The sequence below is a fragment of the Streptomyces sp. SID5785 genome, assembly GCF_009870065.1.
Classification (GTDB): Bacteria; Actinomycetota; Actinomycetes; order Streptomycetales; family Streptomycetaceae; genus Streptomyces.
This window is the reverse complement of sequence record NZ_WWIA01000499.1, coordinates 1-13,821: the sequence shown is the minus strand read 5'-3', so window position 1 is coordinate 13,821 and position 13,821 is coordinate 1. Positions and strand designations below refer to the sequence as shown.

Genomic DNA, 13,821 nt, shown 5'->3' with positions numbered 1-13,821 from the left:
TAACCGGGTGAAGGCACTCGTGGCGACGTCGGCGCTGGGGATGGGGTTCGACAAACCCGATCTCGGCTTCGTGGTGCACCTCGGCTCGCCGTCCTCGCCCATCGCGTACTACCAGCAGGTGGGGCGAGCCGGGCGCGGTGTCGAGCACGCCGAGGTACTGCTGCTCCCCGGCAAGGAGGACGAGGCGATCTGGCGCTACTTCGCCTCGCTGGCCTTCCCGCCGGAGGAGCAGGTACGGCGCACGCTCGACGTGCTCGCCGGCGCCGAGCGGCCCCTGTCCCTGCCCGCACTCGAACCGCTGGTGGAGCTGCGCCGCTCGCGCCTGGAGACCATGCTCAAGGTGCTCGACGTGGACGGTGCGGTGCACCGTGTGAAGGGCGGCTGGATCGCGACGGGCCGGCCATGGGTCTACGACACCGAGCGCTACGCCTGGGTCGCCAAGCAGCGCGAGGCCGAGCAGCAGGCCATGCGTGATTACGCGACGACGTCGGGGTGCCGCATGGAGTTCCTGCGCCGTCAGCTGGACGACGAGGCAGCGGCCCCCTGCGGGCGCTGTGACAACTGCGCAGGGGGCCGCTTCGACAGCTCTGTCTCGCCGGAGGCGCTCGCCTCCGCGCGTGGCGAACTCGGCCGTCCCGGAGTGGAGGTGGAGCCGCGCAAGATGTGGCCCACCGGTCTTGCCGCGGTCGGCATCGACCTGAAGGGCCGCATCCCTGCCGGTGAGCAGGCGGCTTCCGGCCGTGCGCTGGGCCGCCTCTCGGACATCGGCTGGGGCAACCGGCTGCGCCCCATGCTCACGCCGCAGGCCGGCGACGGCCCTGTGCCGGACGACGTGGCGCGGGCCGTCGTCGAGGTGCTCGCCGACTGGGCGAAGGGGCCCGGGGGCTGGGCGTCCGGCGCCGCCTCGGCGTCGCCGCGCCCAGTGGGCGTGGTCACGATGGCGTCGCACACCCGGCCCCGGCTGATCGACTCGTTGGGCCGCGGGATCGCGCAGGTCGGCCGGATGCCGTTCCTCGGACAGATCGGCTATCTGCCGGGCAGCGACACGGCGCACATGCCTCGCAGTAACAGTGCGCAGCGACTGCGCGCCCTGGAAGGCACCTTGGTGCTCCCACCGGAGCTGGCCGAGGCTCTCGCCACCGCAGGAGGACCGGTGCTGCTCGTGGACGACTACACCGAGACGGGCTGGACCCTCGCCATGGCGGCCCGGCTGCTGCGACGGTCCGGCGCCGAGGGGGTGTTGCCGCTGGTCCTGGCCGTCCAGGGCTGAGCGACCTGCGCATGCCCCCGTCGTGGGCGCCTGCGGCGCCCTCGGGCGGACGGGTGTCCAACCTATGGGCAGGGATATTGGTGACACATCGCCAGATACCGGTCTCGGGTGCCAATTGCTCGTTGCCGAGTGCCAGTACGACGGGAAGAATCGGGAGTGCTCCCCGCGCGGCTCCCGTGGTCCGGTAGGGCTGTGCCGCGGCGCGCTCCCCCAGTCCGACCTGCCCTCCTGGGCGACCAGCCGAAGGGAGGACCGTGACCTTCGGATTCGCTCCGTCCTCGGCGGCATCGATGTCCGCGTCCTCGATGCGCACCGAGAGGTCCACCGATTCCGTCAACCGACCTACCAGGCTGCTCGAACCCGCGGAGTGGGCCGCAGCCGGAATTCCGCTGCTGCGCAATCCGCGCGAGGTCGTCACCGGCCTGCACGCCCGCCACGGACCGATACCGCAGACGGCCGTGGTGGCCGTGCTCGATCCGGAGGAACGGCTGCGCGCGAGCGCGTCGTTCACCCGGCGCGAGAGCCACACCGACGGCTGGACGTTCCGCAACTCTCTGCTCTCGCAGCTTCGCCGGGTGATCCCGCACGATCTGCGCCGCCGCACCCCCGTGCGCACGGCCGTGCTGCTCTACTGCCGCGAGGGCGATGCCCGCTGGACAGAGGAGGACGGCGCGTGGATGTGGGGCCTGCGTGATGCCTGCACCCTGCACGGGCTGCGCTGCGGTGCGTACATCACCATGACGCGCGACGGCTGGCAGGTACTCGGAGAGGGCCGCGGGGGCCGCAGTCCGGGACTCGGTTCCGCGCCGGAGAGCCTGGGCAGCGCCGAGGTGTCGGCGCCGCGCGCGGGTGGCGCGGCGACAGAGATGCTGCGGCGGGCAGCCGCGCGCTGACCGGGCCGGCGACGGCCGCGCACCGGCCTGCCGGGCTCCCCGGTCACCGCCGTGCGGTGCGGGCAGCCGGCAGGCGGCGCGTCAGACCCCGGCGCCCAGCAGCGCGTTGATGCGCTCCGGGTCGCCGCACACGATCAGCAGGGATCCGGCCCTGCCGAGAGCGAGCGGGAGAGCCGCGCCGGCCGCCTCGTCGCCCCCGTTGACGGCGACGACGACCACCGGCCGGGACGCGGCACGGTTCAGAGCGGCGGCGTCGGCGTAGAAGACGTCGTCTCCCGCGTCGTGCTGCGCCCAGTAGGCATCGGCGCCGAACGACAGCTCGTGCGCCGCCCACGGGTGCGGGTCGCCCGTGGTGATCACGAGCACCTCTCCCGGCGCGCGACCGGAGTCGAGCAGCAGGTCGACGGCTTCCTCGGCCGCGTCCAGTGCGCCCTCGGCCGAGGCCGGGATGAGCTGGACCTGCGCCGCGGCGGCAGCGGACGGGGCGGACGGGACCTTCGGTCCCGGCCTGGGGGCACCGGCCGACTCGCGCGACGTGCGCTGCGCGGGCGGCGTGGGCCTTGCGGGACCCGGACGACCGGGTCGCGGCGGCGCCGCGGGACGCGGGCCGGGTACGGGGCGAGGGGTCGGCGCGGTACGGCCACTGGCCGGAGTCGCGCGGGGACCCTGGGCACTCTCGTGAATCTGAGGCTCCTCGGGAATGAGAGGCATGAGCTGATATCTATCAAACGCAGGTGCGAATCGCGCCACCGGGTGGCACGTCAGTGCGAGTACGACGGTCAGAAGTCGAAGCCGAGCTGGCCCTCGATCTCAGGAACGCCGGCATCCGCCCAGCTGCGGGCCTTCTTGAGGTGCCGCCACTGGGGCAGCGCATCAAGATACGCCCACGACAGTCGGTGGTACGGAGTGGGTCCCCGCTCCTCCAACGCGGCGCGATGCACCGGCGACGGGTATCCGGCGTTGGCCGCAAACCCGAAGTCTGCATGGTCGATGCCCAATTCGGCCATCATTTTGTCGCGACGGACCTTCGCGATCACCGACGCCGCGGCGACGGCGATGCAGGAGCGGTCCCCCTTGATCACCGTGCGGACCTTCCACGGGGTACCCAGGTAGTCGTGCTTCCCGTCCAGGATGACCGCATCCGGGCGCACCGGCAGGCCCTCCAGGGCCCGCACGGCGGCGAGCCGGAGCGCGGCGGTCATCCCCAGGTCGTCGATCTCCTCGGGGGACGCGTGACCGAGCGCGTGCGCCGTCACCCAGCCCTCCAGCAGATCGGCGAGCGTCTCTCGGCGCTTGGGGCTGATCAGCTTGGAGTCGGTCAGCCCCTCGGGCGGGCGGCGCAGCCCGGTGACGGCGGCACACACCGTGACGGGACCGGCCCAGGCTCCCCGGCCGACCTCGTCGACACCGGCGATGATCTTGGCACCGGTGGTGGCGCGCAGTGAGCGCTCGACGGTGTGGGTGGGTGGTTCGTACGGCATGGCGCATCAAGCGTACGCCGCCCGACGGGGCCGGTGACACCGGCCCGCCCTCAAACGGGGCGAGGCACCAGCAGCGGCACCATCACCCGGTCGATCATCCCGACCAGGTCCACCTCCTGCCATTCGCTCCCGCACACCTTCGAGCGGTACATCATCAGCGCGGGGATCACGTCGCACACATAAGCGTCGACGGCGTCGGAGCGCACCTCGCCCCGCTCGATCCCCCGGCGCAGGACCTCCTTGATCAGCTCGACGCCGGGCTCGACGACGCCTTCGACGATCACGGCATGGAACCGCTCCGCGGTGAACGTGTCGCATTCGTGAAGCACCGAGCGCAGCGCGAATCCGGGGCGCGAGTACATCGCCTCCCGCATCTGCCGGCACAGCTCCAGCAGGTCCTCACGGACGCCGCCGCAGTCGGGCGCGGAGTCCAGTTTCGGCAGACCCGCCTGGAGGGCGTCCACGACGAGGTCCTCCTTGGACGGCCAGCGCCGGTACACCGCGGCCTTGCCCGTCTGAGCGCCCGCGGCGACGCCCTCCATCGTCATCCCGTTCCAGCCGACCGTACTGAGCTGGTCCAACGCGGCGTCCAGAATCGCCTGTTCGAGCACGGCGCCACGCCTGCGCAGAGCCGCGGCGCCCGGCGGCGGAGCGGTCCTCCAGCGTGAACTGTCCATTGTCATCTCTCCGTTGAGCGGTCCGAGAGGGGCCGGGAGTGGCCCGGAACACACGGCAACGAGTTCAGTGAACGGTTGCGTTCACTGAAGGGGACTCACTACCGTTGACGTCACAGTGAACGGGTACGTTCACTCATGCTCTCGTGGGGGATCCATAGTGACAACCTCTCAGTTGATCCATGATCAGAAGCCCGGGGCTGCCCGTCGGGAGGGGCACCCCGGCCTCGCTCTCACCGTCATCGCGGCCTGCCAACTCATGGTGGTCCTCGACGCGACGATTGTGAACATCGCGCTCCCGCACATTCAGGACGCCCTCAAGTTCTCCACCACCGACCTGACCTGGGTGGTGAGCGCGTACACCCTCACCTTCGGCGGCATGCTGCTGCTGGGCGGCCGGGCCGGGGACATCCTGGGACGCCGCCGGGTCTTCATGACCGGCATCCTGCTGTTCACCGCCGCCTCCTTGCTGGGTGGCCTGGCCCAGGAGCCCTGGCAGCTGCTGGCGGCCCGCGCCCTGCAGGGCGTCGGTGGCGCCATCGCCTCGCCCACGTCCCTCGCCCTCATCACCACGACCTTCCCCGAAGGCCCGGAGCGGAATCGGGCGTTCGGCGTCTTCGCGGCCGTCTCCGCCGGCGGTGGCGCAGTGGGACTGCTCGCCGGCGGCATGCTCACGGACTGGCTGGACTGGCGCTGGGTCCTGTTCGTGAACGTTCCCATCGGCATCCTCATCGCCGTCCTCGCGCCTCTGTACATCGCGGAGTCGGACCGCCATCCAGGCAGTTTCGACATCGCCGGTGCGCTGACCTCGACGTTCGGCATGGTGGCACTCGTCTACGGGTTCATCCGGGCCTCCGAGGAAGGCTGGCGTGACAGCCTCACGCTGGGCTCGTTCGGCGCCTCGGTCGTCCTGCTGCTCGCGTTCGCGGCCGTCGAAAGGCGCGCCAAGGACCCGATCACCCCGTTGCGGATGTTCGCGGACCGCAATCGTTCGGGGACGTACGTGATCATGCTCAGCCTCGCCGCGGCGATGTTCGGCATGTTCTTCTTCATCGTCCTCTTCGTGCAGAACGTGCTGGGCTACTCGCCGATCAAGGCCGGACTCGCGTTCCTGCCGGTCACGGCGGCGATCGCGGTCGGAGCCGGTGTGTCCCAGCGGTTCCTGCCGACGCTCGGGCCGAAACCGTTCATGGCCGCCGGCACCGCGCTCGCCGTGGTCGGACTGACCTGGCAGACCTTCGTGACGCCCGGAAGCTCCTACCTCGGAGGCGTACTCGGCCCGATGCTGGTGTTCGGCGTCGGCATGGGGCTGAACTTCGTGACGCTCACCGTGACGGCCGTCTCCGGTGTCGCACCGCACGAAGCGGGCGCGGCGTCCGGCCTGCTCAACGCGACCCAGCAGGTGGGCGGATCTCTGGGCCTGTCGATCCTCACCACCGTCTTCGGTTCGGCGAGCCGGGACGAGGCCAAGGCGCAACTGCCGGACTTCATGGCCCACGCCTCGCCCGAACAGAAGGCGGAGTTCCTCAAGTCCCACGAACTCCCGGCTCCCTGGGGGCACGAAGTACTGGCGCACGGCATCTCGACGGCCTTCATACCGGCCGCGGCCATGGCGGTGCTGGCCCTCGCCGTCGCCCTGGTGGTCGTCAAGGTGCGCAAGAGCGATCTCGACGCGCTCTCGGGTGTCGCCGGGCCCGCCGCAGGCTGAGGAAGCGAGGAAGAGCGCAGCACGCTGCCGTGGGTGCCGGGTCCGCCGAGCGACAAGCGGCCCGGCACCCACCCACGGCACTGCGCGACGCCCGCACGCGAGAGGCGAGGCTTCCTCTCGGCGTCGCGGGCCTCCGTACGCCCGCCTGGTCAGCTGCGAGAAGCCGCCGCCGGAACCCATCCCGGGAGAGCCTCGGTCCGGTCGAGCCAGGCGGCCGGCGGGCTTCCCTGGCCCCCGGCGACGACACCGCCGACGATCGCACAGGTGGTGTCCACATCACCGCCCACCTGCGCGGTACTCCAGAAGGCACCCTCGAAGTCGCCGAGCCCACGGGCGGCCGACCACAGGGCGAACGGGACGGTGTCGTGGGCGGAAGTGCGCCGACCGCAGCCGAGCACCGCGGCGACGGTCCCTGGGTCTCCGTAGTCGAGCATGTCCCTGGCCCTGCGCAGCCCCGCGCCCACGGCACTGCGCGGCACGAGGGCGACGACTCCGTCCAGGAGGTCTCCCGGCGTGGGCGGTCCGGTCGGTGCCGCGGCCAGCGCTGCGGCCGCGGCCACCGCCATGGCGCCCACGACGGCCTCACGATGCTGGTGCGTCGGGTAGGCCGAGATCTCCGCCTGGTGCGTGGCCTGCTCGGGGTCGTCGGCGTAGTAGGCACCCAAGGGGGCGATCCGCATCGCCGCGCCGTTGCCCCACGAGCCCTGGCCCTTGAAGAGTGCCGAGGCCAGGGACCGCCAGTCGCCGCCCTCGCGGACGAGGCGGAGCAGTCTGTTCACCGCGGGGCCGTAGCCGCGGTCGAAGTCGTGGTGCTCGGCGAACGACCGGGCGAGCTCGTCCTGGTCGATGCGTCGGTGTGCGGCCAGGACGGCCACGACGGAGCAGGCCATCTCGGTGTCGTCGGTCCACTGCCAGGGGCCCTCGGGCAGGCCACGGCTCTTGAGCAGGGGATAGTTCTCCGGGACGAAGAACTGGGATCCGAGCGCGTCCCCCACGGAGAGGCCGCGCAGGCTGGACAGGGCGCGGTGCAGGCGCCCTTCGGGAGAGGAATCAGCGATCATCGCACTGCCACTCTAACCGGTGATCCCATAGGGCTCAGGTTCACGCCATCGCTCGAACGGCCGGTCCAGGGTGTACTTGCCGTTCTCCCCGAGAACGAGCGAGCGCGTCTCCCCGTTCCCCGGGTTCGACAGCGATTCGAAGTCCGCCACACTCCAGTGGAACCAGCGCATGCAGAAGAGCCGCATGGTGAGCCCGTGGGTCACCAGCAGGACGTTCGGCGGGTGGCCGGGGTCCTCGAAGCTGCGGTACAGGCTCTCCAGGAAGGCGCCCACCCGGTCGTACACGTCCGCGCCCGACTCCCCCTGTGCGAATCGGTAGAAGAAGTGCCCGTACGCGTCGCGGTACGCCTTCTGGAGCCGTACGTCGTCGCGGTCCTGCCAGTTCCCCCAGTCCTGTTCCCGCAGGCGCGGCTCCTCGCGCACGCGTACCAGGTCCGGATCGAGGCGGAAGGCGCGGAAGGTCTCGTGGGTGCGGCGATACGGGGACACGTAGACACTCACCCGCTCACGACCGAAGAGAGCCCGCAGCTCACGGCCGGTCTCGTCGGCCTGCAGCCGGCCCTTTCCGGTGAGCGCCAGGGCATGATCGGGCTCGCGCTCGTACACGGTGTCGTCCGCGTTGCCCTCGGACTCGCCGTGCCGGACCAGAACGATGCGCCGTGGTCGTGCCATGCCAGAACAGTAGATCGATCCGGCAGGTTCCGAGCACCCGTGCGGGCGCCATCCGGCGTAGAGGACCCCGCCTCGGAGACACCACCTCGGGGAGACACCGCCTCACAGCAGACGCGCGCGTGAGCCGCGTTCACACCGTCCAGCTCGGCTCGAGTCCCACGATGTCGCCGCTCACCCCCGCGATGTCGGTCTCCGTCTGCGCCCTGGCCGACAAGCGTTCCACCCGGTCGACCTGGTACTTGCCGTGCTCCGCGGCCGAGCGCCACATGGAGAGCACCAGGAACTCAGCCTCCGGTGCCTCACCGAAGAGCCCTCGGACCATTCCTGGAGACCCGGCCATGGCTGGATTCCAGACCTTCTGCTGCATCAAGGTGAAGTGCTCGGCCCGGTCGGCGTGCACCTTCAGGTGCGCGAGCCGCACCACGTCCGCATCCGCGAACTTGGCCTCGAAACCGGTCTTCACGTCGAAGCTGTGATCGAAAAGCTTCACCTGTATGTCTTTGAACGTGCCCACCTGCGCCGACGCCAGCCGGTCGTGGGAACGCGCCATGAAGGAGTCGTAGAAGGCCCGGCTCTCCCAGAATCCGATCACGTGCGCCACGTCAGGCTGCCTTCTGCTCCAGCCTCCGCCCTGTCCCCTGAACCCCGGCTCCCCGAGAAGCCCCGCCCATTTCCGCTGCCCCCGCTCGAACCCCCGACGGTCCACGACGGTGCAGCGAATCCACTTGACCAGCACCGCGCCATGGTACGGCGCGACGCATGACACGGTGTCACTCTTGGCCGGAGCACGGGGACTTCAGGGGGCGCACGCGCATGGCCGACGGGAAACGGTCGGTCCGCCTGTTGTCGGTGGGACGACGTAGCGTGTCCAGTAGCACTCAGACATCGCACCGAGAAGGGGGAGTTCGGTGAGCAGCCTCCGCAAGGGGATCGAGAAGGCCGAGGTCGGGTTGAAGTGGGACCCGAGCCCGATCGGCTCGCCTCCCCACGACCTGGACCTCGTGGCGGCGGCCTACACGGGCGAGGACCCGCAGGGCACGCCCGAGTACGTCGTGCACTTCGACAGCCGTTCGCCTGACGGCACCATCACGCTGGACCGGGACAGCCGCACCGGTCAGGGATTCGGGTACGACGAGGTCATGACGCTGGAGCTGGAGCGCCTGGCACCGCGCTTCACGCGCGTGGTCGTGGGCGTGGCGATTCAACAGGGCGAGCCCGGGGAAGGCCCGGCCAAGGTGTTCGGCGACGTGTCGCACACGGCGGTGCGCGTGCGGGAGGGATACACAGACCTCTCTGAGCACGATTTCTCGCAGGTGAGAGAGAGCCCTGCCGCCACCGTCGCGGAGTTCGTGCGGGACGCCGAGGGAGAGTGGTCCTTCCACGAGACCGTGCACGGCTTCGACGGCGACCTCACCGCGTTCGCCGCCGCCATGGGCGCACTCTAGGCAGCTCCTTGCACGCGAAGAGGGAGCCGACCCGTGTGGGTCGACTCCCTCTCGTGCACGCGGATCAGGGTGCTGAGCGGCGGTGGCTCGTCACCGCCGCGTCAGCCCCGGCGCCGTCGGTTCAGCTGCAACCGCTGGTGGAACCGCAGCCCTCGCAGATGTAGCAGGAGCCTGCGCGCTGCATCTTCGTCCCGCAGGAGAAGCAGAGCGGGGCGTCCGCCTGGATGCCCAGCTGCATCTCGACGAGCTCCGCGCTGGTGTGCGCCTGCTGCGGGGCCGGCACCGCGGCGGCGGCCTCGGCCTTGGGCGTCTCCACGGCCTTCAGCTCCTGGGCGAGCGGAGCCGACTGAGCCAGGCCCTCGACGTCGACCTCGTCCTCGGTGGGCTCGTAGGAGCCCGTCTCCAGGTGACGCTGGCGCTCCTCGGCGGAGTGGATGCCGAGGGCGGAGCGCGTCTCGAAGGGCAGGAAGTCGAGCGCCAGGCGGCGGAAGATGTAGTCGACGATCGACTGCGCCATCCGCACGTCCGGGTCGTCCGTCATGCCGGCCGGCTCGAAGCGCATGTTGGTGAACTTGGAGACGTAGGTCTCCAGCGGCACCCCGTACTGCAGGCCGACCGAGACGGCGATGGAGAAGGCGTCCATCATGCCCGCGAGCGTGGAGCCCTGCTTCGACATCTTGAGGAAGACCTCGCCGAGACCGTCGTCCGGGTAGGAGTTGGCGGTCATGTAGCCCTCGGCGCCACCGACGGTGAAGGAGGTGGTGATACCGGGACGGCCCTTGGGGAGGCGCTTGCGGACCGGACGGTACTCGACGACCTTCTCGACGGTCTCGCGGATCGTCGCCTCGGTCTTCGCCGTCACCTCGGCCTTCTCCGCCTCCTTCTTCTTGGCGGAGAGGGGCTGGCCGACCTTGCAGTTGTCGCGGTAGATGGCGAGCGCCTTGACGCCCATCTTCCAGGCCTCGAAGTACACCTCCTCTACGTCCTCGACGGTCGCCGTCTCCGGCAGGTTGACCGTCTTGGAGAGGGCGCCGGAGATCCACGGCTGGATCGCGGCCATCATGCGGACGTGGCCCATCGCCGAGATGGAGCGCTCGCCCATGGCGCAGTCGAACACGTCGTAGTGCTCGAGCTTGAGGCCGGGCGCGTCGATCACATTGCCGTGCTCGGCGATGTGGGCGACGACCGCCTCGATCTGCTCCTCCTGGTAGCCCAGGCGGCGCAGGGCCTGCGGCACGGTGCCGTTGACGATCTGCATCGAGCCGCCGCCGACGAGCTTCTTGAACTTGACCAGGGCGAGGTCGGGCTCGAGGCCGGTGGTGTCGCAGGACATCGCGAGACCGATCGTGCCGGTCGGGGCGATGACCGACGCCTGCGCGTTGCGGAAGCCGTTCTTCTCACCGAGCCGGACGACGTCCTGCCAGGCCTCCGTGGCGGCGGCCCAGATCGGGCTGTCCAGGTCGTCCATGCGGACGGCCACGGTGTTGGCGTCGGCGTGCTGCTTCATGACGCGCTGGTGCGGCGTGGCGTTCTTCGCGTAGCCCTCGTAGGGGCCGACGACCGCGGCGAGCTCCGCGGAACGCTTGTACGAGGTGCCCGTCATCAGCGACGTGATCGCGCCGGCGAGGGCGCGGCCGCCGTCCGAGTCGTAGGCGTGGCCGGTCGCCATGAGCAGGGCGCCCAGGTTCGCGTAGCCGATGCCGAGCTGGCGGAAGGCGCGGGTGTTCTCGCCGATCTTCTCGGTCGGGAAGTCGGCGAAGCAGATGGAGATGTCCATCGCGGTGATGACGAGCTCGACGACCTTGGCGAAGCGCTCGACGTCGAAGGACTGGTTGCCCTTGCCGTCGTCCTTGAGGAACTTCATCAGGTTCAGGGAGGCGAGGTTGCAGGACGTGTTGTCCAGGTGCATGTACTCGCTGCACGGGTTCGAGCCGTTGATGCGGCCGGACTCCGGGCACGTGTGCCAGTGGTTGATGGTGTCGTCGTACTGGATGCCGGGGTCGGCGCAGGCCCAGGCGGCCTCGGCCATCTTGCGGAAGAGCGACTTGGCGTCGACCTCCTCGATGACGTCACCGGTCATGCGGGCACGCAGTCCGAACTGGCCGCCGGACTCGACGGCCTTCATGAACTCGTCGTTCACGCGCACCGAGTTGTTGGCGTTCTGGTACTGGACGGACGTGATGTCGTCGCCGCCCAGGTCCATGTCGAAGCCCGCGTCGCGCAGGGCGCGGATCTTCTCCTCCTCCGAGACCTTGGTCTGGATGAAGTCCTCGATGTCGGGGTGGTCGACGTCGAGGATGACCATCTTGGCCGCGCGGCGCGTGGCGCCACCCGACTTGATCGTTCCTGCGGAGGCGTCGGCACCGCGCATGAAGGAGACGGGGCCCGAGGCGTTCCCTCCGGAGGAGAGGAGCTCCTTGGAGGAACGGATGCGGGAGAGGTTCAGGCCGGCGCCGGAGCCGCCCTTGAAGATCATGCCCTCTTCCTTGTACCAGTCGAGGATCGACTCCATGGAGTCGTCGACGGCAAGGATGAAGCAGGCGGAGACCTGCTGCGGCTGCGGCGTGCCCACGTTGAACCACACCGGCGAGTTGAAGCTGAAGATCTGGTGCAGGAGGGCGTACGCCAGCTCGTGCTCGAAGATCTCGGCGTCGGCGGGCGAGGCGAAGTACTTGTAGTCCTCACCGGCCTTCCGGTACGTCTTCACGATGCGGTCGATGAGCTGCTTGAGGCTCACCTCGCGCTGCGGGGTGCCGACCGCACCGCGGAAGTACTTGCTGGTGACGATGTTGACCGCGTTCACCGACCAGAAGTCGGGGAACTCGACGCCACGCTGCTCGAAATTGACCGAGCCGTCGCGCCAGTTGGTCATGACGACGTCACGATGCGCCCACTCCACCTCGTCGTACGGGTGCACGCCGGGGGTGGTGTGGATGCGCTCGATGCGCAGACCCTTGGTGGCCTTGGAACCCTTCGCGCGGGAACCTCGTGCCGGGCCGCTCGCCGTCTCTGTCATGCCGCCTCCCATATATCGGGCTAAAACGCCCTAAAGTGCCTCGATCTTCCCGTGGCACGGTGTTTGTCTTGTGCTGCGGGCGCCGCTCGCGCCGCTCGCAACAGGTCTCTGGCTCGCCGCCCCCCGGCCCGTGGGCCGTCAGTCGGCGGCGTGGGCGGGCACGGGGACTTCGACAGTCCCTCCGGGCCCGCTCTCGTCATCTGCGCGCTCCCCGCCCGCGGCGTCCGCCGTGACGCCGGGCGTTTGTTCCCTCAGCTCCGCGATCGCGGACTCGAAGTCCTCCAGCGAGTCGAACGCCCGGTAGACGGACGCGAACCGCAGGTAGGCCACCAGGTCCAGCTCCTGCAGCGGGCCCAGTATGGCCAGGCCCACGTCATGCGTGGTCAGCTCGGCACTCCCGGTGGCCCGCACGGCCTCCTCGACACGCTGACCGAGGAGCGCGAGGGCGTCCTCGGTCACCGGCCGCCCCTGGCAGGCCTTGCGGACACCGTTGATGACCTTGGTGCGGCTGAAAGGTTCCGTCACACCGCTCCGCTTGACCACCATCAGTGAGCAGGTCTCCACCGTCGTGAAACGACGGGAGCAGTCCGGGCACTGACGGCGGCGACGGATGGACGTGCCGTCGTCGGTGGTGCGGCTGTCGACGACACGGCTGTCGGGATGCCTGCAGAAGGGACAGTGCATGGACTTCCAACCCTCCTTCACGGCACGACTCGATAGCCTCGGGAGGCTGGTCGCACCTCTCGAAGCAGCCCCCAGCATAGGCGATGACCACGGCCCCGAAGGACCCGGGACCACAACTTCTGGGCTGCCGAGGCAATCCAACCACTACATCTGGGGGTTTGGCTGCTTTATCGGCCCTACGCGTGTCGCGGCGCCCGGATCAGCCGCGGAACCTCACAGGCGAGGGCCGGGTCGCCACGGGCGACGGGAGCCTCGCGCGAGAACGGGGGTGGCGGCCGGTCCCGGGGTGGCCGGATGGCAGACTGGCGGGTGACCGCGGAGGGGGCCTCGACCCCAGCGGTGAAGCGTACCGGATTGAGCCGAAATGCCTCACTCGGTCGGCGGTAGCCATATACCCGAGCACATGATCACTACAAGTAATCTACGGTTTTTCACTCGAACGTGTGTTTGGCGCAACCTTTCGAAAGGAACTACCGTTGGCTAGCTAGGGAGACATTCTCGAGAGGGGCCCACGACGTGACCACGACCGCAGACAGTGCCACCATCACTGCCCAGGGCCGCGCCCAGGGCCGACTCGAGCCGGTGCATGCCATGAATGACGCAGCCATGAGCCAGGAGGGGCCCAAGCCCGGGCGCTCCCTGCCCGGCCGGCCACCAGGAATCCGCGCGGACAGCTCGGGACTCACCGACCGTCAGCGGCGCGTGATCGAGGTCATCCGCGACTCGGTGCAGCGGCGTGGATATCCGCCGTCGATGCGGGAGATCGGCCAGGCCGTCGGCCTGTCCAGCACCTCGTCGGTGGCGCACCAGCTGATGGCCCTCGAGCGCAAGGGCTTCCTGCGCCGCGACCCGCACCGCCCGCGCGCGTACGAGGTCCGGGGTTCCGACCAGCCCAGCAGCGCGCAGCCCACGGACAC

General features: G+C 69.7%; 12 protein-coding genes and 1 pseudogene. 5 read left to right on the top strand and 8 right to left on the bottom strand.

Annotation, left to right across the window (positions count from 1 at the left end):
- The coding region (locus GTW43_RS16300; RefSeq protein WP_202501507.1) for a helicase-related protein at positions 1–1,270 on the top strand (1,270 nt) is incomplete at its 5' end.
- A gap of 254 nt (positions 1,271–1,524) precedes the next feature.
- The gene (locus GTW43_RS16295; protein ID WP_161302756.1) at positions 1,525–2,163 is read left to right on the top strand and encodes a hypothetical protein; all 639 of its coding nucleotides are present in this window, start codon (positions 1,525–1,527) and stop codon (positions 2,161–2,163) included.
- A gap of 81 nt (positions 2,164–2,244) precedes the next feature.
- On the opposite strand, the gene GTW43_RS16290 is transcribed toward GTW43_RS16295, so the two are convergent.
- From GTW43_RS16290 to GTW43_RS16280, 3 genes are all read right to left on the bottom strand, one after another.
- Positions 2,245–2,874, bottom strand: a complete 630-nt coding sequence (locus GTW43_RS16290) for a hypothetical protein (RefSeq protein ID WP_161302755.1) — start codon at positions 2,872–2,874, stop codon at positions 2,245–2,247.
- Positions 2,875–2,942: 68 nt separating this feature from the next.
- Complete coding sequence (locus tag GTW43_RS16285; protein WP_161302754.1) at positions 2,943–3,644, bottom strand: ribonuclease HII; 702 nt, start codon at positions 3,642–3,644, stop codon at positions 2,943–2,945.
- Positions 3,645–3,694: 50 nt separating this feature from the next.
- A complete protein-coding gene (locus tag GTW43_RS16280) occupies positions 3,695–4,321 on the bottom strand; it encodes a TetR/AcrR family transcriptional regulator (RefSeq protein ID WP_161302753.1) in 627 nt (208 codons plus the stop codon).
- 157 nt (positions 4,322–4,478) lie between these two features.
- On the opposite strand from GTW43_RS16280, the gene GTW43_RS16275 reads away from it, so the two are divergent.
- Entirely contained in the window at positions 4,479–6,026 is a 1,548-nt protein-coding gene (locus tag GTW43_RS16275; protein WP_161302752.1) for an MFS transporter, read from the top strand.
- Positions 6,027–6,175: 149 nt separating this feature from the next.
- Here the strand turns inward: GTW43_RS16275 and GTW43_RS16270 are convergent, their stop codons facing one another.
- The 3 genes from GTW43_RS16270 to GTW43_RS16260 all read right to left on the bottom strand — a co-directional run bounded on the left by GTW43_RS16270 (position 6,176) and on the right by GTW43_RS16260 (position 8,495).
- Positions 6,176–7,087: an ADP-ribosylglycohydrolase family protein gene (locus GTW43_RS16270; protein ID WP_161302751.1), complete on the bottom strand. Its 912-nt coding sequence runs from the start codon at positions 7,085–7,087 to the stop codon at positions 6,176–6,178.
- 12 nt (positions 7,088–7,099) lie between these two features.
- The gene (locus GTW43_RS16265; protein ID WP_161302750.1) at positions 7,100–7,759 is read right to left on the bottom strand and encodes a histidine phosphatase family protein; all 660 of its coding nucleotides are present in this window, start codon (positions 7,757–7,759) and stop codon (positions 7,100–7,102) included.
- Between the two features lie 130 nt (positions 7,760–7,889).
- The gene (locus tag GTW43_RS16260; protein WP_161302749.1) at positions 7,890–8,495 is read right to left on the bottom strand and encodes a YdbC family protein; all 606 of its coding nucleotides are present in this window, start codon (positions 8,493–8,495) and stop codon (positions 7,890–7,892) included.
- Positions 8,496–8,667: 172 nt separating this feature from the next.
- Here GTW43_RS16260 and GTW43_RS16255 point away from each other — a divergent pair, with 172 nt between their 5' ends.
- Entirely contained in the window at positions 8,668–9,204 is a 537-nt protein-coding gene (locus GTW43_RS16255) for a TerD family protein (protein ID WP_161302748.1), read from the top strand.
- A 121-nt stretch (positions 9,205–9,325) separates the two neighbouring features.
- On the opposite strand, the gene GTW43_RS16250 is transcribed toward GTW43_RS16255, so the two are convergent.
- Positions 9,326–12,220: a vitamin B12-dependent ribonucleotide reductase gene (locus GTW43_RS16250; protein WP_161302747.1), complete on the bottom strand. Its 2,895-nt coding sequence runs from the start codon at positions 12,218–12,220 to the stop codon at positions 9,326–9,328.
- Between the two features lie 138 nt (positions 12,221–12,358).
- Positions 12,359–12,904, bottom strand: coding sequence for a transcriptional regulator NrdR (gene nrdR / locus GTW43_RS16245; protein WP_161302746.1), 546 nt, complete (start codon positions 12,902–12,904; stop codon positions 12,359–12,361).
- A gap of 516 nt (positions 12,905–13,420) precedes the next feature.
- On the opposite strand from nrdR, the pseudogene GTW43_RS16240 reads away from it, so the two are divergent.
- Positions 13,421–13,821, top strand: a pseudogene (locus GTW43_RS16240) (repressor LexA); the annotation flags it as partial.